Annotated in this window: 23 protein-coding genes; 4 read left to right on the top strand and 19 right to left on the bottom strand. The window is 72.1% G+C overall.

Annotated elements, in window-relative coordinates; translation table 11 throughout:
* The 4 genes from QQA02_RS00245 to dxr all read right to left on the bottom strand — a co-directional run bounded on the left by QQA02_RS00245 (position 1) and on the right by dxr (position 5,487).
* On the bottom strand, positions 1-1,854 hold the full coding sequence (locus QQA02_RS00245) for a penicillin-binding transpeptidase domain-containing protein (protein WP_284773298.1): 1,854 nt from the start codon (positions 1,852-1,854) through the stop codon (positions 1-3).
* Between the two features lie 4 nt (positions 1,855-1,858).
* Positions 1,859-3,037 (bottom strand): flavodoxin-dependent (E)-4-hydroxy-3-methylbut-2-enyl-diphosphate synthase, encoded by a 1,179-nt coding sequence (gene ispG, locus QQA02_RS00240; protein ID WP_284862912.1) that lies wholly within the window; start codon positions 3,035-3,037, stop codon positions 1,859-1,861.
* Between the two features lie 119 nt (positions 3,038-3,156).
* Positions 3,157-4,296: a M50 family metallopeptidase gene (locus QQA02_RS00235; RefSeq protein WP_284862911.1), complete on the bottom strand. Its 1,140-nt coding sequence runs from the start codon at positions 4,294-4,296 to the stop codon at positions 3,157-3,159.
* Entirely contained in the window at positions 4,297-5,487 is a 1,191-nt protein-coding gene (dxr, locus tag QQA02_RS00230) for a 1-deoxy-D-xylulose-5-phosphate reductoisomerase (protein WP_284862910.1), read from the bottom strand. It lies immediately after the preceding gene.
* A 370-nt stretch (positions 5,488-5,857) separates the two neighbouring features.
* On the opposite strand from dxr, the gene QQA02_RS00225 reads away from it, so the two are divergent.
* Positions 5,858-6,343 (top strand): DUF2631 domain-containing protein, encoded by a 486-nt coding sequence (locus QQA02_RS00225; RefSeq protein ID WP_284773291.1) that lies wholly within the window; start codon positions 5,858-5,860, stop codon positions 6,341-6,343.
* An 81-nt stretch (positions 6,344-6,424) separates the two neighbouring features.
* On the opposite strand, the gene rlmN is transcribed toward QQA02_RS00225, so the two are convergent.
* Positions 6,425-7,531 carry a dual-specificity RNA methyltransferase RlmN gene (gene rlmN / locus QQA02_RS00220; RefSeq protein ID WP_284862909.1) on the bottom strand — a complete coding sequence of 369 codons (1,107 nt, stop codon included), beginning with the start codon at positions 7,529-7,531 and terminating at the stop codon, positions 6,425-6,427.
* 62 nt (positions 7,532-7,593) lie between these two features.
* Between rlmN and QQA02_RS00215 the strand changes: the two genes are divergently transcribed.
* Positions 7,594-8,067, top strand: a complete 474-nt coding sequence (locus QQA02_RS00215; RefSeq protein ID WP_284862908.1) for a LapA family protein — start codon at positions 7,594-7,596, stop codon at positions 8,065-8,067.
* Positions 8,068-8,075: 8 nt separating this feature from the next.
* On the opposite strand, the gene QQA02_RS00210 is transcribed toward QQA02_RS00215, so the two are convergent.
* From QQA02_RS00210 to rpsB, 6 genes are all read right to left on the bottom strand, one after another.
* A complete protein-coding gene (locus tag QQA02_RS00210; RefSeq protein WP_284863044.1) occupies positions 8,076-8,885 on the bottom strand; it encodes a phosphatidate cytidylyltransferase in 810 nt (269 codons plus the stop codon).
* A 252-nt stretch (positions 8,886-9,137) separates the two neighbouring features.
* Entirely contained in the window at positions 9,138-9,695 is a 558-nt protein-coding gene (frr, locus tag QQA02_RS00205) for a ribosome recycling factor (RefSeq protein WP_284773288.1), read from the bottom strand.
* A 58-nt stretch (positions 9,696-9,753) separates the two neighbouring features.
* Positions 9,754-10,440 (bottom strand): UMP kinase, encoded by a 687-nt coding sequence (pyrH, locus tag QQA02_RS00200; protein WP_284863043.1) that lies wholly within the window; start codon positions 10,438-10,440, stop codon positions 9,754-9,756.
* A gap of 156 nt (positions 10,441-10,596) precedes the next feature.
* Positions 10,597-10,833 carry an SGNH/GDSL hydrolase family protein gene (locus tag QQA02_RS00195; protein ID WP_284862907.1) on the bottom strand — a complete coding sequence of 79 codons (237 nt, stop codon included), beginning with the start codon at positions 10,831-10,833 and terminating at the stop codon, positions 10,597-10,599.
* Between the two features lie 81 nt (positions 10,834-10,914).
* Entirely contained in the window at positions 10,915-11,742 is an 828-nt protein-coding gene (gene tsf / locus QQA02_RS00190) for a translation elongation factor Ts (RefSeq protein WP_284862906.1), read from the bottom strand.
* Between the two features lie 61 nt (positions 11,743-11,803).
* Positions 11,804-12,640: a 30S ribosomal protein S2 gene (rpsB, locus tag QQA02_RS00185; RefSeq protein ID WP_284773282.1), complete on the bottom strand. Its 837-nt coding sequence runs from the start codon at positions 12,638-12,640 to the stop codon at positions 11,804-11,806.
* Between the two features lie 367 nt (positions 12,641-13,007).
* Here rpsB and QQA02_RS11640 point away from each other — a divergent pair, with 367 nt between their 5' ends.
* A complete protein-coding gene (locus QQA02_RS11640) occupies positions 13,008-13,757 on the top strand; it encodes a M23 family metallopeptidase (RefSeq protein ID WP_336620392.1) in 750 nt (249 codons plus the stop codon).
* Here the strand turns inward: QQA02_RS11640 and QQA02_RS00175 are convergent.
* From QQA02_RS00175 to lepB, 7 genes are all read right to left on the bottom strand, one after another.
* On the bottom strand, positions 13,720-14,646 hold the full coding sequence (locus QQA02_RS00175; RefSeq protein ID WP_502870954.1) for a tyrosine recombinase XerC: 927 nt from the start codon (positions 14,644-14,646) through the stop codon (positions 13,720-13,722). The genes QQA02_RS11640 and QQA02_RS00175 overlap by 38 nt on opposite strands.
* Before the next feature lie 5 nt (positions 14,647-14,651).
* Positions 14,652-15,815, bottom strand: a complete 1,164-nt coding sequence (gene dprA / locus QQA02_RS00170; protein WP_284773278.1) for a DNA-processing protein DprA — start codon at positions 15,813-15,815, stop codon at positions 14,652-14,654.
* A complete protein-coding gene (locus QQA02_RS00165) occupies positions 15,812-17,371 on the bottom strand; it encodes a YifB family Mg chelatase-like AAA ATPase (RefSeq protein WP_502870953.1) in 1,560 nt (519 codons plus the stop codon). Before QQA02_RS00165 ends, dprA begins: the two co-directional genes overlap by 4 nt.
* Entirely contained in the window at positions 17,358-17,750 is a 393-nt protein-coding gene (locus tag QQA02_RS00160; RefSeq protein WP_284773275.1) for a YraN family protein, read from the bottom strand. The genes QQA02_RS00165 and QQA02_RS00160 overlap by 14 nt, the downstream gene beginning before the upstream one ends.
* Before the next feature lie 232 nt (positions 17,751-17,982).
* Positions 17,983-18,291, bottom strand: coding sequence for a DUF2469 domain-containing protein (locus QQA02_RS00155; protein ID WP_284773273.1), 309 nt, complete (start codon positions 18,289-18,291; stop codon positions 17,983-17,985).
* Positions 18,288-18,947, bottom strand: coding sequence for a ribonuclease HII (locus tag QQA02_RS00150; RefSeq protein ID WP_284773271.1), 660 nt, complete (start codon positions 18,945-18,947; stop codon positions 18,288-18,290). The genes QQA02_RS00155 and QQA02_RS00150 overlap by 4 nt, the downstream gene beginning before the upstream one ends.
* A gap of 22 nt (positions 18,948-18,969) precedes the next feature.
* Positions 18,970-19,797 (bottom strand): signal peptidase I, encoded by an 828-nt coding sequence (gene lepB, locus QQA02_RS00145; protein ID WP_423777737.1) that lies wholly within the window; start codon positions 19,795-19,797, stop codon positions 18,970-18,972.
* A gap of 7 nt (positions 19,798-19,804) precedes the next feature.
* Between lepB and QQA02_RS00140 the strand changes: the two genes are divergently transcribed.
* Positions 19,805-21,577: an ABC transporter ATP-binding protein gene (locus tag QQA02_RS00140; protein ID WP_284773267.1), complete on the top strand. Its 1,773-nt coding sequence runs from the start codon at positions 19,805-19,807 to the stop codon at positions 21,575-21,577.
* A 130-nt stretch (positions 21,578-21,707) separates the two neighbouring features.
* On the opposite strand, the gene rplS is transcribed toward QQA02_RS00140, so the two are convergent.
* Entirely contained in the window at positions 21,708-22,049 is a 342-nt protein-coding gene (rplS, locus tag QQA02_RS00135; protein ID WP_075664106.1) for a 50S ribosomal protein L19, read from the bottom strand.
* Positions 22,050-22,167: the final 118 nt, after the last annotated feature.

Here is a 22,167-nt window from a genome sequence, read left to right as displayed (position 1 = left end):
CTACGGCTGCCCGGCCTCCCCGGGTGCCGCGCCGATCTCCTCGGGGTTCGCGTCGCCGTCGAGGTGCCGGAAGAACTCGTCGGTGATGGCCACCGAGGTCTCGGAGCCGCCGCCGTAGACGACGAGCGTGGCGAAGGCGATGTCGTCGCGGTAGCCCGCGAACCAGGCGTGCGAGCCGTCGTTGACCTCGGCCTCACCGGTCTTGCCGTGGATCTCTCCCCCGGCGCTCATGCCGGCGGCCGTGCCGTTGGTGACCACCGTGCGCATCATGCGCTGCAGCGCCGCGATGGCCTCCGGGTCCGGCGGCTCGATCTGTTCGTCGACCGTCGTCTCACGCCCCGTGACCAGCTGCGGGGTCGGGGTGCGCCCGGCCGCCGCGGTGGCTGCCACCATCGCCAGGCCGAAGGGGCTGGCCAGGTCGAGGCCCTGGCCGTAGCCGGACTCGGTGCGGTCCAGCGGGGTCTCGCCGAAGGGCACCGAGCCGGTGACGGTCTCGAGGCCGGGGATGTCGTAGCTGAGCCCCAGACCGAACTGCTTGGCGGTGTGCTCGAGCTGGCCGGGCTCCAGCTTGGTGGAGATGTCGGCGAAGGTGGTGTTGCACGACCGGGCGAAGGCGGTCTCCAGGGAGGTGTCGCCGACGCCGGAGGCGTTGTAGTTGGTCACCGTGCGCCCGTAGATGTCCATCGTTCCCGGGCACGGCACCGTCGAGTCGGGGGTCAGCCCCTCGTCGGCCACGCCGGCGGTGGCGGTGATCATCTTGAACACGGATCCGGGCGGGTACTGCCCGGTCAGGGCGATGTCGCCGTCCTTGTCAGCCTCCGGGGTCTGGGCGACGGCGAGGATGTCGCCGTTGGAGGGACGCACGGCCACGATCACGGCCTTCTGCTTCGCGTGCGCCTCCAGAGCACGCTGGGCGGCCAGCTGGACGGAGTGGTCGATGCTCACGCGCACCGCAGGTGCCAGCCGCGCGTCGTGGTGCTCGACGTCGTCAAGCTCGTTGCCCTCCGGGTTGACCACGGCGACCCGCCAGCCGTTCGCGCCGTCGAGCTCGTCGCCGACGGCGGCACGCACGCGCGAGAGGATGTCCGGGGCGAAGCCGGGCTCCGGGGTGACCATCGCGGCCTCGTCGTTGAGGGTGACCGCGTCGTCCCCGGCGAAGCGCTTGGCGACGCCGTCGGCCGCGGCGTCGTCGAGCATCGTCACCGAGTACGGCCCGTCGGTCTCGCGCAGGTTCTTCTCCAGCTCCGCGGGGTCGATGCCGGCGTCGACGTCGGCGGCGTGCAGGGCCTCGGTGATCTCGCGGGAGAGCTTGCCGGGGGTGTCTGTCTTGGAGCCGTCGACGAGCAGGCGGTGGCGCACGCCGGGGGTGAGCAGGGCGACGCCGTCGGAGCTGACGACGCTGGCCTTCTCGGCGACGACGGGGCGCAGCTCGAGGTGCTGGTGCGCACCCAGGCGCGGGTGCAGCACGGTCGGCTGCCAGTGCACGGTCCAGTCGCGCCCCTCGCGCTGCAGGTTCACGTCCGTGTCGTAGGCGAAGTCGCGCCCGCGCGGCAGGTGCCAGGTCAGGCGGGCGTGCGCGGTCGCGGTGGCCGCGTCGGTCGACTCGGGCGTGTCCAGCCCGGTCAGCTCGGCGTCGAGGCCCTCGGCCTGCAGTCCGGACCAGGTCTGCTCGGTCGCGGCACGGGCCTCGTCGGGTGAGTCGACGAGGCCGGCCACCGTGTCGAGGTCGGCCTCGGCCAGCGCCGCCAGGAAGTCCGCCGCGACCGGTTCGGCCGACGGCGGCTTCGGGGTGCAGGCGACCAGGCCCGCGGCAGCGAGGGCCGCGGTGAGAAGAAACGCCAGCAGCCTGCGCACGGTGCTACCCCGTGACGCGCACGGACGGGCCGGCGCCGTTGTTCTGGGCGGCGGACAGCTCGTCGGGGTCCATGTCCTCGGCGAGGCGCTGGGCCTCCTCGAGCAGGGTCTCGACGATCTTGGACTCGGGCACGGTCTTGATGACCTCGCCCTTGACGAAGATCTGGCCCTTGCCGTTGCCGGAGGCCACGCCGAGGTCGGCGTCGCGAGCCTCGCCCGGGCCGTTGACCACGCAGCCCATCACGGCGACGCGCAGCGGGATGTCGAGGCCCTCCATGCCGGCGGTGACTTCCTCGGCCAGGGTGTAGACGTCCACCTGGGCGCGTCCGCAGGACGGGCAGGAAACGATCTCGAGACCGCGCTGGCGCAGGTTCAGCGACTGCAGGATCTGGTCGCCGACCTTGATCTCCTCGACCGGGTCGGCCGACAGGGAGACCCGGATGGTGTCGCCGATGCCGGAGCCGAGCAGCCAGCCGAAGGCCACGGAGGACTTGATGGTGCCCTGGAAGGCCGGGCCGGCCTCGGTGACACCCAGGTGCAGCGGGTAGTCGGTCTTGGCGGCCAGCTGACGGTAGGCCTCGACCATGACGACCGGGTCGTTGTGCTTGACGGAGATGGCGATGTCGCCGAAGCCGTACTCCTCGAAGAGGCTGGCCTCCCAGATGGCGGACTCGACCAGGGCCTCCGGGGTGGCCTTGCCGTACTTCTCCAGCAGGCGCTTGTCCAGCGAACCGGCGTTGACTCCGATGCGGATCGGCACGCCCGCGTCACCGGCGGCCTTGGCGACCTCCTTGACGCGGCCGTCGAACTCGCGGATGTTACCCGGGTTGACGCGCACGGCCGCGCAGCCGGCGTCGATGGCGGCGAAGATGTACTTCGGCTGGAAATGGATGTCCGCGATGACCGGGATCGGCGACTTCTTCGCGATCGCGGGCAGCGCGTCGGCGTCCACCGTCTTCGGGCAGGCGACGCGCACGATGTCGCAGCCGGTCGCCGTCAGCTGGGCGATCTGCTGCAGGGTCGCGTTGACGTCGTGGGTGCGCGTCGTGGTCATCGACTGCACGGAGACCGGATAGTCGGAGCCGACACCGACGTCGCCCACCATCAGCTGGCGGGTCTTGCGGCGCGGGGCCAGGGTGGGCGGCGGTGCGTCGGGGAGTCCGAGACCGACGGTATTCGACACTGTGCATGCTCCTTGGGTCAAACGGGTTCGCGCCGATTCTACCGCCCGGCGTCACTGCGGGTCGGGAGGCCGGGCCGCGGCGGGTGCGCGCCGCGACGGGCGCCCCGGCGGGCGCCGGCTCAGCCGAAGAGGCGTACCGGGTTGACCACGTCGGCGACGATGACCACCGCGCCCAGTGCCAGCAGCGCGGCGCCGACGGTGTAGGTCAGCGGCAGCAGCCGGGTGTAGTCGGCCGGACCGGCCGGCGGCAGCCCGCGCAGGGCGCGGATCCGGTCGCGCACGGCCTCCCAGACGACGACGGCGACGTGCCCGCCGTCGAAGGGCGGCAGCGGGATGAGGTTGAACAGCGCCAGGAAGAAGTTCAGCGAGGCCAGCATCATCCAGAAGATGTCCCAGAGGGACCGCTCGACCAGCTCGCCGCCGACGCGGGAGGCGCCGACGACGCTCATCGGCGACTCCTGGGAGCGCTCGGCACCGAAGATGCTGGCGACCACCCCGGGGATCTGGGCGGGCAGCTTGCCCAGCGCGGTGAGCGTGCCCTGCAGCAGCTCGCCGGTGTAGGCGCCGGTGGCCGGCACGGCCTCCACCGGCCCGAAGCGCTTGACGGCCTCGGGCACCGGGGCGCCGACCAGGCCGACCGCGCCCACTTCCCCGGCGTCGGCGACGTCCACGGTCACCGTGCGCTCGGCGCCGTCGCGCTCGACGGTCAGCTCGGCGTCACCGCCGGGCATGCCGCGCACGGTGTCGCGCAGGGTGAGGAAGTCCGGGATCTCCTCGCCGTCGACGGCCAGGATCCGGTCGCCGACCTCGATGTCGGCGGCCGCGGCCGTGCCGTCGGGCAGCACCTCGCCGACCACGGCGGTGCGGTCGGCGTAGGGGTTGGGGATGCCGCTGGTGACGGCCACCCCGTAGAGGATGGTGAAGCCGATCAAGAGGTTCATCAGGATCCCGCCGAGCAGCACCACGACCCGCTTCCAGCGGGCCTGGTTGCGCATGGCGTAGGGCTCCTCGTCCTCGGTGACCTCGTCGAGGGCCGTCATGCCGGCGATCTCGCAGAAGCCGCCGAGCGGCAGGGCGCACACGCCGTAGCGGGTCTGGCCGATCTTCCTGGAGAAGACCTCGGGGCCGAAGCCGATCATGTAGCGGCGCACGCGCATGCCGAAGCTGCGGGCCGCCACCAGGTGGCCAGCCTCGTGCAGCGCGATGGTGACCGCGATGCCCAGGGCGAACAGCGTCACCCCGGCGATGTAGGCGACCACCTAGCCGGCCGCCTTCTCCGCGGCCGCACGCGCACGCTCGCGCGCGGTGCGCTCGGCGGCGTAGACGTCCTCGATGTCGCGCGGGCGGCCGGCGAAGTCGTCGGCACCGGCGAGGACCTCCTCGATGACGTCGACGATCTGCGGGAAGCGCAGGCGCCCGTTGAGGAAGGCGTCGGCGGCCTCCTCGTTGGCGGCGTTGTAGACCGCCGGCCACGTCCCGCCGCGCCGGGCCGTGTCCCGGGCCAGCTCCACGGCCGGGAAGTTCTTGTTGTCCAGGGGCGCGAAGTCCCAGGAGTAGGTGCTGCCGAAGTCGAGGAAGGGCTCGACCTCGGGCACGCGGTCCGGCCAGCCGAGCGCCAGCGAGATCGGCAGGCGCATCGAGGGCCGGGAGGCCTCGGCGATGGTCACGCCGTCGGCGAAGGTGACCATGGAGTGGATGATCGACTGCGGGTGGACCACCACGTCGACGTCGTCGGGGGCGACGTCGAAGAGCAGCGTCGCCTCGATGAGCTCCAGGCCCTTGTTGACCAGGGTGGCGGAGTTGAGCGTGTTCATCTGGCCCATCGACCACACCGGGTGCTTGCCGGCCTGTTCCGGGGTGACCGGCCACATGCGGCGCCGGTCCCAGCCGCGGAACGGCCCGCCGGAGGCGGTGAGCACCAGGCGGGCGACCTCGGCGCGCGAGCCGCCGCGCATGGCCTGCGCCATGGCGGAGTGCTCGGAGTCGACCGGCACGATCTGGCCGGGCTTGGCGCGCCGGGTGACCAGGTGGCCGCCGGCGACGAGGGACTCCTTGTTGGCCAGGGCCAGGGTGGCCCCGGAGTCGATGGTGGCCAGGGTGGCGGGCAGGCCCTGCGAGCCGACCATGCCGTTGAGCACGGTGTCGACCTCGCCGGCGGTCTCCTCGACGAGCACGCGGGCGGCGTCGGCGCCGGCGATGACCTCGCCGCCGAGGCGCTCGGCCACCCGGCGGGCAGCCGAATCGTCGGCCACGGCCACGCGCCCGGGCGCCAGGCCCAGGGTCTCGGCCTGCTCGGCCAGCGCGGCGGGGTTGCCGCCGCCGGCGGCGATGCCGACGACCTCGAAGCGCTCGGGGTGCTCGGAGACGACCTCGAGGGCCTGCGTGCCGATGGATCCGGTGGAGCCCAGAAGGACGATGCGTTTCCTGTTCTGCTCAGTCACGGCGACCATTGTTCCATTTTCGCCCGCCCCGCGCGGGCGCGCCCCGGCTGCGCCCGGACCACGCGGTGACGCTGCGTTCGCGGACAATGCGTGCGCGGTGCGCCCCGGCTGCGCCCGGACCACGCCCCGGCCGCGCCCCGCGCGGGCGCCGCCCGCCCACGACGGGGGAACCGCCCACGGAGTGGGGCGGGACGTCGGAAATTGAACGTACGGGCACCGCACCACCCCGCGGAGGCCGTCCACCCGCCCCGGGAGGGGGCAGACGAAAGAATGACCGGGCCTATTCCAAGGTCGGTCCCGTGGCCGGTTTCGGCCCTCCGTGTGGCAGAATGGACGCGAAGAACGAGCTTTTCCCAGCGCGCGCAAAGGAGATTGCACCGTGGCAGGTAACCACGAGCCCAAGGCCGAGATCTACAACGGCGTGTCCACCCTCGACGAGCCCTCCGCGGCGTGGGGCTGGCACGGCATCGGCAACCGCGCCATCCAGCTGGCCGGCTGGATCTCCGTGATCTTCCTGCTCGCGATGAACTTCGGTAACCACCGCGGCCACGTTGAGACCATCTGGCTCAACGGCTTGGCCATCGTCATCGCCCTCGGCCTGCTCCTGCTGCTCTTCCAGCCGAAGCTGAGCCAGGTGCGCACCCTGTCGGCGCGCAACAAGCCGGTCGGCCACCAGGAGCCCGACTGGGCCTACGACCAGGCCACCCTGTCCGGCGCCTACGCCGACCTGACCGACTCGCAGCTGCGCGCGCTGAACATCGAGCCCTCCCGGGTGGCCGACCTGCGCCGCCTGCCGCAGTCCGAGGCCCCGGCCGCGCACGCCGTGACCGAGGGCGGCGCCCACGCCGCGACCGAGCAGCACTAGGCACCGCGCGCGCCGCGCGCCTACAGACGACGGTCCCCCGCCCACCTTCCTGGTGGACGGGGGACCTTTCTGTGCGCCGGATCAGGCGGACTGCTGCTCGTCGGCCTTGAGCTGGCCGCAGGCCGCGGCGATCTCCGAGCCCTTGGTGTCGCGCACCGTGCACGGCACGCCCTGGGCGATGACGCGGCGGACAAACTCGTCCTGGCGCTCCTTCGGCGAGGCGTCCCACTCGCTGCCCGGGGTCGGGTTCAGCGGGATGACGTTGACGTGCACCTTGGGGCCGAGCGCCTTGTGCAGCTTCTTGCCCAGCATGTCGGCGCGCCACGGCTGGTCGTTCTTGTCGCGGATGAGCGCGTACTCGATCGAGACGCGCCGGCCGGACTTGTCCGCGTAGTAGCGGGCGGCGTCGAGGACCTCGGCGACCGGCCAGCGGTTGTTGACCGGCACCAGGGTGTCGCGCAGCTCGTCGTCCGGGGTGTGCAGCGAGACCGCCAGGCGCACGGAGAGCTCCTCGTCGGCCAGACGCCGGATCGCCGGGGCCAGCCCCACCGTCGAGACGGTCACGCCGCGCTGGGAGATGCCGAAGCCGTGCGGGCCGGGGGCGGTGATCTGGCGCACGGCGGAGACGACGCGCTTGTAGTTGGCCAGCGGCTCGCCCATGCCCATGAAGACGACGTTGGACAGGCGCTTGCCCTCGGCGGCCATCGTCGCGGCGGCGTTGCGGACCTGGTCGACGATCTCGCCGGTGGACAGGTTGCGGTCCAGACCGCCCTGCCCGGTGGCGCAGAACGGGCAGTTCATGCCGCAGCCGGCCTGGGAGGACACGCACAGCGTGGCCCGGCCCGGGTAGCGCATGAGCACGCTCTCGAGCAGCGTGGAGTCGTGCAGGCGCCACAGCGTCTTGCGGGTCTCACCGTCGTCGGTGGTCAGGTGGCGCAGCGGCTGCATCAGCTGCGGGAAGAGCGTCTCGGCGACCTCCTCGCGGGCGGCGGCGGGAAGGTCCGTCATCGTCAGGGGGTCCGCCTCGTGGCGCACGTAGTAGTGGCGGGCGATCTGGTCGGCGCGGAACTTGGGCAGGCCGAGCTCGGCGAGCGCCTCGATGCGCGCGTCCTCGGAGAGGTCGGCGAAGTGCTTCGGCGGCATGCCGCGCTTGGGGGCGGCGAACTGCAGGGGAACGGGAGTAGCCATAGTGGCCCCATTCTCACACCCCACGGCCCCGTTTTCGAATCGCGCTCGGGCACAATGGAGCCATGACGAACAGTTACCCCGCCGGCCGCGGCGCCGACGACGCCCACTCCCCCGCCGACCCCTACGCCGGGGCCACGCCCGACGCCTTCGACGAGGCCCCGATTTCCGACGTCCCGGTGGTCCGGGAGGAGGGCACGCCCGCCGAGGGTGCGCGGCGCGCCGAGCGCGCCGAGCGCGTGGAGCCCTCGGAGCGTTCCGAGCCGCGGGAGGAGCGCCGCGATGAGCCGCGCGGGACCGGGCGCACCGTCGCCGGGTCGACGTGGGTGGCGATGATCATCGGCGCGCTGCTGCTGATCCTGCTGCTCGTCTTCATCATGCAGAACCCCGAGGCCGTCGAGCTGAAGCTGTTCGCCTGGGAGTTCTCCGTGCCCTCGGGCGTGGGCTTCCTCCTGGCCGCCATCGTCGGCGCGCTGATCATGGCGCTGGTCGGCGGGGTGCGCATGTTCGAGCTGCGCCGCGCCGCCAAGCGCGGGTAGCCGCCGGATCAGGCGACGATACTGAGCAGCAGCCAGCTGACCATCGCCGCCGGCAGCAGCCCGTCGAGGCGGTCCATCAGGCCGCCGTGGCCGGGCAGCATGCCCGACATGTCCTTGATCTTCAGGTCGCGCTTGAACTGCGACTCGACCAGGTCGCCGAGCGTGGCGCACACGGCCATGAGGGCACCGAGTGCCAGGCCCAGGTACCAGGCGTGGTCGAGCAGCAGGCAGACCAGCAGCGTGCCGGCCACCGCCGCCCAGACCACGGAGCCGATGAAGCCCTCGACGGACTTGTTGGGGCTCACGGCCGGGGCCAGGGGGTGCGAGCCGAAGAGTACGCCGGTGACGTAGCCTCCGGTGTCGGAGGCGATCACGCAGACGACGAAGGTGATGATGAACGCACCCGCGTCCAGGTGCGGCCCGCCGAGGCGCGAGATCATCGCGGCGAAGGCCGCGAAGAGCGGCACCCACGTCAGCACGAAGATGGAGACGCCGGTGTCGCGCAGGTAGTTCTCCGGGGCGTGGTTGCGCCCGCGGTGGAAGAGCCTGCCGAACATGACCACCAGGGCGGCGGCGACGAAGCCGGTGGCGATGCCGGTCACCCCGAAGGGCCAGGAGGCCCAGAGCATGACCTGGCCGCCGACGATCAGCGTGATCGGGTGGACCACGTAGCCGTGTTCGCGCAGCCGGCTGCAGACCTCCCAGGTCGCCAGCCCCGCGGCGGCGGCCACCAGCGGGTACCAGGCGAACGGCCCGGTCAGGGCCGCGATGAGCACCAGCAGGCCGAGCCCCACGCCCACGGCGACCGCCTTCTTCAGGTCGCGTCCGGCGGAGTTCTTCGGCTTGAAGCCGAGGCGGCGGGCCTTGGCCGGTGCGGCCTCGGGCGCCGTGCGGGCATCTGCCCGCCCCGGCTGCCCGCTGGGGGTCTCACTCACCTGAGCTGGCTCCTTTGTCGTTCTCGCCCGCGAGGTCTCCCCCGGCGGCCGAGGCTGCGGCTGGCTGGTTCTCACATACCCGGACGCCGGAGCGTCCGGGGTGTCCGGCCGCGGGTACGACCGGTGTGGCGGAGGCTAGACCTCCATCAGCTCGCCTTCCTTGGCCTCGACGAGCTCGTCGATCTTGCCCACCTGGGTGTGGGTGAGCTTGTCGAGCTCCTTCTCGGCGGCCTGGACCTCGTCCTCGCCTGCGTCGCCGTCCTTCTGCAGCTTCTTGAGCTGCTCCATGCCCTTGCGGCGGATGTTGCGGATGGCGATCTTGCCGTCCTCGCCCTTGGACTTGGCCACCTTGACCATGTCGCGGCGGCGCTCCTCGGTCAGCTGCGGCACGGTCACGCGCAGCACCTGGCCGTCGTTGGTCGGGTTCACGCCGAGGTCGGAGTTGCGGATGGCCTTCTCGATCTCCTCCATCACGGAGGGCTCGTAGGGCTTGATCAGCAGCATGCGCGGCTCCGGCACCGAGATGGTGGACATCTGGGTGATCGGCGTCGGCACCCCGTAGTACTCGGCGATGACCCCGTTGAACATCGAGGGGTTCGCGCGGCCGGTACGGATGGTGGTCAGGTCCTCGCGGGTGTGCTCGACCGTGGCCTCCATGCGCTCCTCGGAGTCCAGCAGAATGTCGTCGATCATCGGAAAATCAGGTCCTTACGTCTCGGTTCGGAGGGTTTTCGCGTACAGGACAAATCTATCAGGACTGCACCAGGGTCCCGATGCGCTCGCCGCTGACGGCGCGCGCGATATTGCCCTCGGTGAGCAGGTTGAACACCAGGATCGGCATGTTGTTGTCCATGCACAGGCTGAACGCGGTGGCGTCGGCGACCTTCAGGCCGCGCTCGATGACCTCGCGCGGGGTGATCTCGTCGAAGAGCTCGGCGTTCGAGTCCACGCGCGGGTCGGCGGAGTAGACGCCGTCGACGGCCTTGGCCATCAGCAGCACCTCGCAGCCGATCTCGAGGGCACGCTGGGCGGCGGTGGTGTCGGTGGAGAAGTACGGCATGCCCATGCCGGCGCCGAAGATGACCACGCGGCCCTTCTCCAGGTGGCGGGAGGCACGCAGCGGCAGGTAGGGCTCGGCGATCTGTGCCATGTTGATGGCGGTCTGCACGCGGCACTCGACGCCCTCCTGGAGCAGGAAGTCCTGCAGAGCCAGGCAGTTCATCACGGTGCCGAGCATGCCCATGTAGTCGGAGCGGGCGCGGTCCATGCCACGCTGCTGCAGCTGGGCGCCGCGGAAGAAGTTGCCGCCGCCGATGACGACGGCGACCTCGGTGCCGGCGTTGGCGACCTCGGCGATCTGCCGGGCGACGTTCTCGACGACGTCGGGGTCGATGCCGACCTGTCCGCCGCCGAACATCTCACCGCCCAGTTTGAGCATCACCCGCTTGTATCCGGTGCGCTGGCGGGTCGTCTCCTCCGAGAGGGTCACTGTCGGCTCCTTATTTTCCTGGTGGTCGGTCACTGCCGGGCGGTCTGCGCCTCGCGGACATCCTACCGCGCCGGTGCCCGTGCCCCGAGTGCCGCCCCGGCCGCGTCAGACCCCGCTGACCCCGGGCACCGTGCGGTCGCCCGCACGCCGGTGCTCCAGGGCGTCGCGCACCGCGTGCGAGGAGGCCGCGGCCCCCTCCGGGGTCGGGTGGACGAGGTCCTCGCGCAGCTTCGACTGGTCCGCTTTGGCGGCGTGGCACCAGTCGGCGACGGCGGACAGGGACGCAGGCCCCGTCGGCGCTGCGGGGGCGTCGGAAATTGAAGACGCGGCGGTGGCGGACATAGGGCGCACCCTATGACACACACCACCGCCGCGTCTGCATTGCCCGGGGAGTGTTCCCCGGAAAAAGCGGTCGGGCCGGAGTTACTCCTGGCCGACCTCGAAGCGGGCGAACCCGGTGAGGGTCACGCCGGCCTCGTCGGCGACCTGCTTGACGGTCTTCTTGTTGTCGGCCACGGACGGCTGGTCCAGCAGCACGACGTCCTTGTAGAAGCCGTTGAGACGACCCTCCACGATCTTCGGGATCGCCTTCTCGGGCTTGCCCTCCTCGCGGGTGATCTTCTCGGCGATGCCGCGCTCCTTCTCGATGACGTCGGCGGGGACGTCCTCGCGGGTGAGGTACTTCGCCTTGAGAGCGGCGACCTGCATGGCGGCGGCGTGGGCGCCGGCCTCGGCGTCCTCGCCCTCACCGGTGTAGGCCACGAGCACACCGACGGCCGGCGGCAGGTCCGCCGAACGCTGGTGCAGGTAGACGGAGACGTGCTCGCCCTCGACGGTGGCGGCACGGCGCAGCTGCAGCTTCTCGCCGATCTTGGCGGAGAGGGCCTCGAGGTAGTCGTGGGCGGACTGGCCCTCGACCTGGACCTCGTTGAGCTCCTCGGCGCTGTTGGCCTTGGCCTCGGCGGCGGCGTCGGCGATCTTCTGCGCGGTCTCCTTGAACTCGGCGTTCTTGGCCACGAAGTCGGTCTCGGAGTTGACCTCGATCATCGTGTTGCCGGAGACGGCGATCAGACCCTCGAGGGCGTTGCGCTCGGCGCGCTTGCCCACGTCCTTCGCGCCCTTGACGCGCAGGATCTCGACGGCCTTCTCGAAGTCGCCCGAGGTCTCGTCGAGCGCCTTCTTGCAGTCGAGCATCCCGGAGCCGGTCTTCTCGCGCAGCTTCTTGACATCCGCAGCGGTGTAGTTCGCCATTGGCGGGCGATCCTCCTAGTTCGTGAAAAAGGGTTTACCGGGTGGCCATGCTAGCCGAGGGCTACTCGCCCTGCTTGGCCTCGGCGCCGTCATTCTCGGCGGGGGCCTCCGCGGCCTTCTCGTCGGCCTTGGCGGCGTCCGCGGCATCGGCGGCGGCCTTCTCGTCGGTGTCGCCGGCGGCCTCACGGGCGGCGGCGAGCTGACGCTCCTCGCGGGCCTTCTTGCCCTCGACGACGGCCTCGCCGACGATGTGGGTCAGCAGCTTGACGGAGCGGATCGCGTCGTCGTTGCCCGGGATCGGGTAGGTGACCTCGTCGGGGTCGCAGTTGGTGTCGAGGATGGCGACGACCGGGATGTTGAGCTTGCGCGCCTCGGCGACGGCGATGTGCTCCTTGTTGGTGTCGACGATCCACAGGGCGGAGGGCACCTTGGTCATGTCCGAGATGCCGCCCAGGACGCGCTCCAGCTTGGTGCGCTCGCGGGTGAGCATCAGGACTTCCTTCTTGGTGCGGCCGAGGTAGCCGTCCTCGGCGGCGTCCATGGCCTGCAGCTCCTTCATGCGGTGCAGGCGCTTGGAGACGGTCTGGAAGTTGGTCAGCATGCCACCGAGCCAGCGGTGGTTGACGAACGGCATCCCGACGCGCTCGGCCTCTTCCTGCACGGCCTCCTGGGCCTGCTTCTTGGTGCCGACGAACAGGATGTTGCCGCCGTGGGCGACGGTCTCCTTGACGAACTCGTAGGCCTCGTCGATGTAGGTCAGCGTCTGCTGCAGGTCGATGATGTAGATGCCGTTGCGGTCGGTGAAGATGTGACGGCGCATCTTCGGGTTCCAGCGACGCGTCTGGTGGCCGAAGTGGACACCGGCATCGAGAAGCTCGCGCATGGTAACGACTGCCATGGGTTCTTCCCTTTCTCTTTTTGGGTTTTGGTTGTCTTTCCGCGACAGGATTTGTGGCTTTGTCCTGCGCCCTGGCGACCTCCGCGCCCAAACCCAACGCCCCTACCGGTGAAGGTCGGGGACCGTGTCGGGTCCTCGGGTCGCAGACTCCCGGAGCCTGCGTGCGGGTGCCGCAGCGTAGTCAGCACGCCCGGAGGGCACACTGCTGCGCGCGATAATACCTGCCGGATCGCCCCAGGCCAAACGGTACGCGCCGGAATCCACAGGCGGCGGTCACACCCGTACCACCCGTTTCATCCGCCCCGGTCTCCACAGATTGACGACCTCCCGGTGGCCGCCGTGGGCGGTTCCCGCTTGGCTTGCGGGCATGGAGCACTCATTCTCACGCGCCCCACGCGTCGCCGCCCGGCGCCGGCTGTTTCCCGGCGTGGCCGCCGCCCGACGCGCGCTGCGCACCGCGGTCACGGTCGTGGCGGTGGTGGCGCTGGCCGCCTCGTCCGCGACTCCGGCCGGCCACTCCCCCGCCACCGGCCCCGTGGCCCGCACCGCCGCCCACGCTTCCGAAGCCTCTGACGCTTACCGTCTGACCGCCGACGCCGAGCCGCGCCGGCGGAACACCGTGCGCTACACGGACCCGCTGACGGGAGGGCGCACGCCCTCGCGGGTGACCCGGGGTTTCGACCCGCCGGCCCACGACTGGCTGCCCGGCCACCGCGGCGTGGACCTGGCGGCCACGCCGGGCACCCCGGTGCTCGCGGCCGCGGCCGGCACGGTGGCCTTCGCGGGACAGGTCGCGGGCACCCCGGTGGTGTCGATCGACCACGCCGACGGGCTGCGCACGACCTATCAGCCGGTGCGCGCCGCGGTGCGCCGCGGCCAGGAGGTCGCCGGCGGCGAGCGCATCGGGGTTCTGGTCACCGCGGCTCCGGCGCACGGCGAGGCCTTAGGCGACGCGGATGCGGGCGCCGGCGATGCCGCCCACGACGGGCTGCACTGGGGTGCGCGTCCCGGCGACTCGCCGACCGCCTACGTCGACCCGCTGGCGCTTCTCGAGGCCGCCGTCATCCGGCTCAAGCCCCTCAGGCCCGGGGATGGGCCTGCTGGTAGACGCGCTTGAGGCGGTTGGTGGAGACGTGGGTGTAGATCTGCGTGGTCTGCATCGACGAGTGGCCGAGCAGCTCCTGGACCTCGCGCAGGTCCGCGCCTCCTTCGAGCAGGTGGGTGGCCGCCGAGTGGCGCAGGTCATGCGGGCTGGCCTCGCCGGCGCCGACGGCCTCGACGGCCGCGGAGACCACGCGGCGGACCTGCCGGTCGGTGATCCGCCCGCCGCGCACGCCGAGGAAGACCGCGTTCCGGTCGGCCGCGCGCCCTGCGTTTTCCGGGCGGATGAGCTGCGGGCGGCCGCGGTCCAGCCAGGCGGAAAGCGCCGCGGCTGCCGGCCTGCCGAAGGGTGCGGTGCGCTGCTTGTCCCCCTTACCGGTCACCCGCAGGGTGCCGGATTTCAGGTCCACGTCGTCGACGTCCAGACCGGTCAGCTCGCTGACGCGGATGCCGGTGGCGTAGAGCAGCTCGAGGATCGCGGCGTCGCGCAGCTCCTCGGGCCCGGCCTCCTCGGACCCCGCGGCGGCGTCGCCGGCGTCGAGGACCTCGCGGGCCTGGTTCTCGCTGAGCACGTGCGGCAGGTGGCGCTTCGGTGCCGGCGTCGACAGGCGCGCGGCGACGTCGCGCTCGAGGTGTCCGTGGCGCACCGCCCAGGTGGAGAAGGCCCGCGCGCTGGCGGTGCGCCTCGCCAGCGTGGAGCGGGCGAGGCCCCGGTGGGCGGCCTCGCCGAGCCAGGCGCGCAGGTTCTCCAGGGTGAACTCGGCGAAGGTGGGGATCACACCCGCCAGGTCGAGCAGGTCGGAGTGGTAGGAGCGCACGGTCGCCGGCGAGCGGCCCAGGACGAGTTCCTGGTACTCGGCGAAGTCGCCCGCCGCCGCCTCGATCTGTGACTCGTGTGCTCCCATGGGGCTCATGGTAGCTGGCCGCGGTGCCAGAGCTCCCCCTCCAGGCGCACCAGCCCGGCGCGCATGAGCCCGACGAGCAGGTGCACGGTCAGCGGCAGCGGCAGCCCCGCGGTCGCGGCGACCTCCCCCGCCCTACGTCCCTCGCCCGGTTCGAGGGCGTCGAAGACCCGCAGCTGGTTGCGGTCGAGGCGCTGGACCGGGTCAGGGCCGAAGTCGAGCTCGTACTGCTCGCCCGAGTCCGGGGTGCCGGCCGGCCCCACCAGGGCGCGCACGTCGTCGGCACTGGTGACCAGCTCGGCGGTGCGGGTGCGGATGCGCTCGTGGCAGCCCACCGAACCGGCGGTGGTCACCGGCCCGGGCACGGCCATGCACACCCGGCCCAGGTGTTCGGCCCAGCTGAGCGTGTTCAGCGCGCCGGAGCGCCAGGCGGCCTCGGTGACCACGGTGCCGAGGCTGAGCGCGGCGACCAGGCGGTTACGCGTCAGGAAACGGTGGCGGTGCGGGGTGGCCCCGGGCGGGTACTCGCTGACCACCGCACCGTGCTCGGTCACCCGGTCGAAGAGGCGGGCATGCCGGCGCGGGTAGTCGACGTCGATGCCGCACGCGGCCACGACCACGGTGGATCCCCCGGCGTCGAGGCAGGCGGTGTGGGCCACGGCGTCCACGCCGAGCGCCCCGCCGGAGACGACCGTCCAGCGGTGGCCGGCCAGTCCCCGGGCAAGCGAGCCGGTGACCTCGGCGCCGTAGCGGGAGATCGCCCGGGTGCCCACCAGGGCGACGGCCTGGGCGCACAGTGCGGCCGGCGAACCGCCACGCACCCACAGCGCGTGCGGGGCAACCGCGTCGGCCCGCCCGCCGGCCTGCTGGCCGGCGAAGCCGAAGGCGGCATCCAACTCGGCGGCCGGCCAGTCGGGATGCCCCGGGTGGATCAGCCGGGCGCCCACCGCGGCGGCGGCCTCGAGGTCGGCCTCCGGGTGGCACTCCCGGTGGCGCGCGGCGGTCTCCCTGATCAGCCCGCCGACCGCGGGATCGCGGGTGTGCACGCCGGCGGCGATGTCGCGGGCGTTCCAACCGGCCTCGAGCAGCGACTGCAGCGCGCGTGAGGGACCCTCGACCACGCGGCTGAGATAGGCCCAGGCGAGTAGCTCGGCGTGGGGGTCGGTGCTCATGCGGCCTCCTGCAGGTCGGCGGCCGGGGCGTGCAGCGCCACGGCGCGGTGGACGTGGTCGAGTCCCGGGCGGGCGACCTCCTCGAGGTCGGCCAGCGTCCAAGCCAGCCGCAGGGTACGGTCGACGCCGCGTTGGCTGACCGAGCCCTCGGCGAGGAAGGCCTCGAGCAGCGCCATGGCCTCCTCGGTGGCCGGGAAACGGCGGCGCAGCACCGGTCCGGGCACGCGTCGGCCCGCCCCGCCCGTACCGGCCCAGCGGGCGTCGGCGCGCTGCCGGGCGGCGGCGACCCGCTCGGCCACGGCCGCGCTGGACTCGCCGGCCGGGGCGCTGAGCGTCCCGGTGGCCTGAGTGCGCACGAAGATGTCGAGGCGGTCACGCAGCGGCCCGGAGAGGTTATTCAGGTAACGGGCCCGCTCGGCGGGGCTGCAGCGGCAGGCGGCGGGCTCGGCGGCCCCGCAGCGGCACGGGTTGGCGGCGAGCACCAACTGGAAGCCTGCGGGCAGGGTGACCCGGCTGCGCGAGCGCAGCAGGTGCACCTCCCCGGTCTCCAGCGGCTGGCGCAGCCCGTCGAGCACGGCGGCCGGAACCTCGGAGACCTCGTCGAGGAAGAGCACCCCGCGGTGGGCGAGGCTCACCGCCCCGGGCCGCGGGTGGCCGGCTCCCCCGCCGAGGAGTGCCGCGCGGGTGACGGTGTGGTGCGGGGCGACAAACGGCGGGCGGGTCACAGGTCCGGCACCGGTGGCGGCGGCGACCGAGTGCACGACGGTGGCCTCGATCATCTCGCGTTCGGTGAGGGGCGGCAGGATCCCGGGCAGGCGCTCGGCGAGCATCGACTTCCCCGAGCCCGGCGGGCCGACCATCATCATGTGGTGGCCGCCGGCGGCGGCGACCTCGAGGGCCAGGCGGGCCTCGGGCTGGCCGGCCACGTCGGCGAGGTCCGGCACCCGGGCCGCCTGCCCGGCGCGCAGCTCACCCGGTCCCCCGGAATCCCCGGGCCGCCCGGCGCGCGGCAGCTCGGCGTAACCGCGCGCCCAGTCCCACGCGGCGGATAGCGTCGGGGCGACGAGCACCTCGACCGAGACCAGCACCGAGGCCTCGGCGGCGTTGCCCGGCGGCACCACCACCGTGTCCAGGCCGTGGGCGCGGGCCGCCAGTGCCGCCGGCAGCGCGCCGGGCACCTCGCGCACGGTGCCGTCGAGTCCGATCTCGCCGATAACCATCGCCTCGCGCAGCCTGTGCTCCCCGCGGCCGCGCTCGGCGCCGCTGAGGATGGCCAGCGCCATGGCCAGGTCGAACTGGGAGCCGGCCTTGGGCAGGTCGGCCGGCGACATCGAGACGACGATCTTGGTGCGCGGCCAGTCCAGCCCGCTGTTGGTCACCGCGGTGCGGATCCGGTCGCGCGACTCGCGCACGGCGGTGTCGCCCATCCCGACGACGTGCACGCCGGGAAGCCCCGGGCCGATGTCCGCCTCGACGGTGACCAGGTGGGCGTCCACCCCGTTGAGGGCGACCGTGCGGGTGCGCCCGAGTCTCCCGGCCAACTCAGGCACCCTCATCGACCCCCTTGAAGAAGGTCAGCGCAGCGGTGCCGTCGCCGGCGACCACCACCTCGACGACGTCCAGGCGCACCTCGGCCCAGAGCTTGTCGCCCAGCCAGGCGGCCGCGGCACGGCGCATGCGGTGCAGCTTGGCGGCGGTGACGGCCTCCGCCGCGCCGAAGCCGTGCCCGCGGCGGGTCTTGACCTCCACGAAGACGACGGTGCCGTCCGGTTCCTCGACGATCAGGTCGATCTCGTCGCGGCCCTCGCGCACGTTGCGCCCCAGCACGTGCGCGCCGGCCTTCTCGTAGGCCGCGGCGGCGTGGTCCTCCCCGCGGCGCCCGAGGGCGGCCTGCGCAGGCGGTCCCGTGGGTCTCGGTCGTGGTCTGGTGGTCATCATCTGCTCCCCGTTCAGCTGTGGTCGTTGTCCACGCACCACCCTGACGGGGTCGCGCGGCGGGTGCGACGCGACGTCGGCAATTCTGTGGACAACTCGGCTGCGTCCACAGGCCCGCAACAGCCCACTTGCGCCGACGCCACCCCACCGCACAACCACCCGCGGACAGCGGAAGGACCCGGCGCAGCGCAGGCCGCGTCGGGTCCGGGTGCGGGTCAGTCCCCGCGGAGGACTACTGCTCGGGGAGCACGAAGTCGGGCTTGTCGAGCTCCTCGATGTTGACGTCCTTGTAGGTGATCACGCGGACGTAGCGCACGAAGCGCGCCGGGCGGTACATGTCCCACACCCAGGCGTCGGACATGCGCACCTCGTAGTAGACGTCGCCTTCCTTGGTGTGCGGGATCAGCTCGACGGCGTTGGCCAGGTAGAAGCGGCGCTCGGTCTCCACGACGTAGGAGAACTGGCTGACGACGTCGCGGTACTCCCGGTACAGGGAGAGCTCGACCTCTGCCTCGTAGTTGTCCAGGTCCTCAGCGCTCATGGGGCTGAACCGTCCTTCCCGTGCTGCACGAACTCGCGGTTGGCGGCCGCGACATTGGCATAAGTGTAACGGTGCACCGGGCTCACGCCGTGGCGGCGCACCGCGTCCATGTGCGCGCGTGTCCCGTAGCCCTTGTGCCCGGCGAAGCCGTAGCCCGGGTACGTCTCGTCGAGCCCTGCCATCAGCCGGTCGCGCGAGACCTTGGCCAGCACGCTGGCAGCGGCGATGCAGCGGCAGGTCGCGTCTCCGCCGATGACCGGCAGGTGCGGGGCGGTAAGCCCCGCGACGTACCAGGCGTCGGTGAGCACGTAGCCGGGCGCGACGTCGAGAAGGGCGACGGCCCGGCGCATGCCGGCGAGGTTGGCGCGCTGCACGCCGCGCGAGTCGCACTCGGCGGCGGGGATGTGCACCACCGACCAGGCCAGCGCGGCCTTCTGGATGAGCGGGAAGAGCCGCTCGCGGGCTTTGGACGTGAGCTTCTTCGAGTCGGTCAGCTCTTTGAGCTGCGGGAAGGTGCGCTCGGGCAGCACGCAGGCGGCCACGGTCAAGGGGCCGGCACAGGCTCCTCGTCCGGCCTCGTCGACGCCGGCGACCGGGCCCAGCCCGGCGCGGCACAGCGCGACCTCGTGGGTGCGCATCTGGGTCAGTCGGCGCATTATCGCCGCGTGTCCCCCGCGCCTAGTTCGCCGCGGCCTGCAGGTCGGCGTGCTCGACGCCGCCGATGCGCGAGGGCGGCCACACACGGGCGACGACCTTGCCGCGGATGTTGTCCTCGGGGATCGTGCCCTGGTACTCGTCGCCGATGTGGTAGCGGGAGTCCTGGGAGTTGGTGCGGTTGTCGCCCATGACGAAGACGTTGCCCTCCGGCACGGTCAGCGGGCCGAAGTAGTCGCCGCCGCACTCGGTCGACCCGGTGGCGGGGTCGACGGGGTACTGCGGGGGCTGCAGGGTGAAGGACTGGTCGGTCGGCTCGCCGTCGACCATCACCGAGGGGTCGCCCTCCTGGCAGCTGACGGTCTGGCCTCCGGTCGCGACGATGCGCTTGACCAGGTCGTTCTCGTCCGGGGCGACCAGGCCGACTAGCGCGCCGACGTTCTGCAGGCCGCGGACCACGGCGTTCTCGGAGCGCTGGGAGGTGAACGACTCGTTCCAGGAGTCGGTGCCGGCGAAGACGACGACGTCGCCGGGCTCCGGGTCGGAGGCGTAGTAGGAGATCTTCTCCACGAAGATGCGGTCGCCGGTGCAGCCCGCGCAGCCGTGCAGCGTGGGCTCCATGGAGGCCGAGGGGATCAGGTAGATCCGGCCGATGAAGGTCTGCACGAGGAAGATCACCAAAAACGTGGCGACGATCACCAGGGGAATCTCCACGAACCAGGGCAGCTCCTTCTTGTCGCCCTCGTCCTGCCCGGCGGTCCCGCTCTCGGCGGCGTTCTCGGCTGCTGCTGCACTCACGCCCGGCAACTCTAGCAGCCACAGCCGGCGGTCCCGGTATTCGCGGACTAGCATTCGCGGAATGCGAACGAGACCATTTGTCACGCTGCTGGGCATGCTCGCCCACCACCGCGGTGCCCTGGCCTTCGCGGTGGCACTCAGCCTGGTCAGCTCCGTGGTCGCCCTGGTCCAGCCGCTGGTGGTCAACCGGATGATCGCCGACTTCCCCGACGGGGTCGCCGGGCGCGCCGGCATCCTCGTGGCGCTCCTGGCGGTCAGCTCCGTGGCCGACGGCGCGTCGATCTACGTGATGACGCGCACCGCCGAGTCCGCCGTCTACGACACGCGCACCCGCCTGATCGACCGGGTGCTGCGCCTGCCGGTCACGGCCTACGACCGGCTGCGCACCGGTGACCTGGTCACCCGTGTGGGCGCCGACACCACCCTGGTGCGCTCCGCGTTCACCGGCGGGCTGGTCGGCGCGGTCGGCAGCGCGGTGACCATGGTCGGCTCCGTGGTGCTCATGGGGCTCATCGACGTCGTCATGCTCGGCGTGGTGCTCACCGTGGTCGCACTCGCCCTGCTGGCGGTGATCGTGGCCTCCGGCAGGATCCAGCGCTCGACAAAGGCCGCCCAGAAGTCCGTCGGCGAGCTGGGCGCCGGCCTCGAGCGCGCGCTGGTCGCCGTGCGCACCATCCGTGCGGCCGGTGCCCGTGCCCAGGGCCGCATCGAGGCCGCCCTGGGCCGCGACGCCCGCCGCGCCTTCGGGCACGGCCGCGACGTGGCCAAGGTCGAGGGCCTGCTCTTCCCCGCCACGGGGCTGTCCCTGCAGGTGGCGTTTCTCGCCGTGCTCGGCATCGGCGGCATGCGCGTGGCCGCCGGCGCGATCACCGTGGCCGACCTGGTCTCCTTCGTGCTCTACCTGTTCATGCTGGCCTCCCCGCTCGGCGCGGTCTTCGGCGCGGTGACCACCGTGCGCCAGGCGATGGGCGCGATCGAGCGCATCCAGCGCATCCTCGGCGAGCCCGTCGAGTCCGAGGCCGGCGCCGAGCTCGAGCCGGTGCCCGGCGCCCCGGCCGTCGAGTTCGACCGCGTCACCTTCTCCTACGCGCACACGACGGAGGAGGGGGAAGAAGAGATTGACGACGCCGCGCGTGCGGACGCCGGAGGCGCCCGCACCGTGGTGCTCCACGACGTCTCCTTCACGGTGCCGGCCGGCACCACCACCGCGCTCGTCGGCCCCTCGGGCGCCGGCAAGTCCACCGCGCTGGCACTCATCGAGCGCTTCTACTCCCCCGACTCCGGCCGCGTGCTCGTCGCCGGGCGCGACACGGCCGGGCTCAACCCGGCCGCGCTGCGCCCGGCGATCGGCTACGTCGAGCAGGAGGCCGCCGTGCTCGCCGGCACCGTGCGCGAGAACCTGCGGCTGGTCGCCGAGGACGCCACCGACGGGGAGTGCTGGCGCGTCCTCGAGCAGGTCGGCCTGGACTCCCCGTTGCGCGAGCGCGGCGGGCTGGACACCGTCCTCGGCGAGCGCGGCATGACGCTATCGGGCGGTCAGCGCCAGCGCCTCGCCCTGGCGCGCATGCTGCTGGCCGACGCCCCGCTGCTGCTCCTCGACGAGCCGACCAGCGCGGTGGACTCCATGAACGAGCAGCTCATCCTCGATGCGCTGGCCACGGCCTCCCGGGGCCGCAGCGTGGTGGTCATCGCCCACCGGCTGTCCACGGTCACCGACGCCGACCAGATCATCGTCCTCGACGAGGGCCGGGTGGTCGGCCGCGGCACCCACCACGAGCTGATGGCCGGAAACGAGGTCTACCAGGAGCTCGCCAGCCGCCAGCTCATGCAGTAGGCGACGGCGCTGACGCGCCGCCGCCGGGGACCCGGGTGGCCGGCCCCGGGGACGCGAAAACCCCGCCGCCGGACCGGGTCCGGGGACGGGGTGATGCGGTGGGCCGGGTGGTACCCGGCCCGGGATGCGCTTAGCGGCGCTCCTTGATGCGGGCCGCCTTGCCGCGCAGGTTGCGCAGGTAGTACAGCTTCGCACGGCGGACCTTGCCGCGACGCTCGACCTTGATCGAGGCCAGGTTCGGCGAGTGCACCGGGAAGGTGCGCTCCACGGCGATGCCGAAGGAGACCTTGCGCACGGTGAAGGTCTCACGGATGCCCGAGCCCTGGCGGCGGATGACCACGCCGGTGAAGAGCTGGGTGCGCTCGGTGGAGCCCTCGATGACCTTCACGTCGACGGCGACGGTGTCGCCCGGGCGGAAGTCGGGGATGTCGTCGCGCAGCTGGGCTGCGTCGACCTTGTCAAGAATGTTCATTGAAATCCTTCGATGAGTCTGGACAGAGGACCCTGGCGGCGGTGAGGCTCGACCGGTTCGTATCCGCTACATGGAACTGGGACATTGTGCCATAACCGCAGGCTCGCGGACAAATCAC

Source organism: Corynebacterium sp. MSK006, assembly GCF_030232385.1.
In the GTDB taxonomy this organism is placed as follows: domain Bacteria; phylum Actinomycetota; class Actinomycetes; order Mycobacteriales; family Mycobacteriaceae; genus Corynebacterium; species Corynebacterium frankenforstense_A.
Note: the sequence above shows the minus strand (reverse complement) of the source record. Positions and strands in the feature narration are given on the sequence as shown.

Bases quoted from the DNA above. Each gene is read 5' to 3' on its own strand.
- dxr (WP_284862910.1), bottom strand. From the start codon at position 5,487: ATGGTCGCCGTGACTGAGCAGAACAGGAAACGCATCGTCCTTCTGGGC.
- rpsB (WP_284773282.1), bottom strand. From the start codon at position 12,640: ATGGCAGTCGTTACCATGCGCGAGCTTCTCGATGCCGGTGTCCACTTC.
- rlmN (WP_284862909.1), bottom strand. From the start codon at position 7,531: ATGGCTACTCCCGTTCCCCTGCAGTTCGCCGCCCCCAAGCGCGGCATG.
- QQA02_RS00175 (WP_502870954.1), bottom strand. From the start codon at position 14,646: ATGGGAGCACACGAGTCACAGATCGAGGCGGCGGCGGGCGACTTCGCC.
- QQA02_RS00155 (WP_284773273.1), bottom strand. From the start codon at position 18,291: ATGAGCGCTGAGGACCTGGACAACTACGAGGCAGAGGTCGAGCTCTCC.
- QQA02_RS00140 (WP_284773267.1), top strand. From the start codon at position 19,805: ATGCGAACGAGACCATTTGTCACGCTGCTGGGCATGCTCGCCCACCAC.
- lepB (WP_423777737.1), bottom strand. From the start codon at position 19,797: ATGCTAGTCCGCGAATACCGGGACCGCCGGCTGTGGCTGCTAGAGTTG.
- tsf (WP_284862906.1), bottom strand. From the start codon at position 11,742: ATGGCGAACTACACCGCTGCGGATGTCAAGAAGCTGCGCGAGAAGACC.
- QQA02_RS11640 (WP_336620392.1), top strand. From the start codon at position 13,008: ATGGAGCACTCATTCTCACGCGCCCCACGCGTCGCCGCCCGGCGCCGG.
- QQA02_RS00160 (WP_284773275.1), bottom strand. From the start codon at position 17,750: ATGACCACCAGACCACGACCGAGACCCACGGGACCGCCTGCGCAGGCC.
- QQA02_RS00215 (WP_284862908.1), top strand. From the start codon at position 7,594: ATGACGAACAGTTACCCCGCCGGCCGCGGCGCCGACGACGCCCACTCC.
- pyrH (WP_284863043.1), bottom strand. From the start codon at position 10,440: ATGCTCAAACTGGGCGGTGAGATGTTCGGCGGCGGACAGGTCGGCATC.
- QQA02_RS00195 (WP_284862907.1), bottom strand. From the start codon at position 10,833: ATGTCCGCCACCGCCGCGTCTTCAATTTCCGACGCCCCCGCAGCGCCG.
- dprA (WP_284773278.1), bottom strand. From the start codon at position 15,815: ATGAGCACCGACCCCCACGCCGAGCTACTCGCCTGGGCCTATCTCAGC.
- frr (WP_284773288.1), bottom strand. From the start codon at position 9,695: ATGATCGACGACATTCTGCTGGACTCCGAGGAGCGCATGGAGGCCACG.
- QQA02_RS00150 (WP_284773271.1), bottom strand. From the start codon at position 18,947: ATGCGCCGACTGACCCAGATGCGCACCCACGAGGTCGCGCTGTGCCGC.
- QQA02_RS00165 (WP_502870953.1), bottom strand. From the start codon at position 17,371: ATGAGGGTGCCTGAGTTGGCCGGGAGACTCGGGCGCACCCGCACGGTC.
- rplS (WP_075664106.1), bottom strand. From the start codon at position 22,049: ATGAACATTCTTGACAAGGTCGACGCAGCCCAGCTGCGCGACGACATC.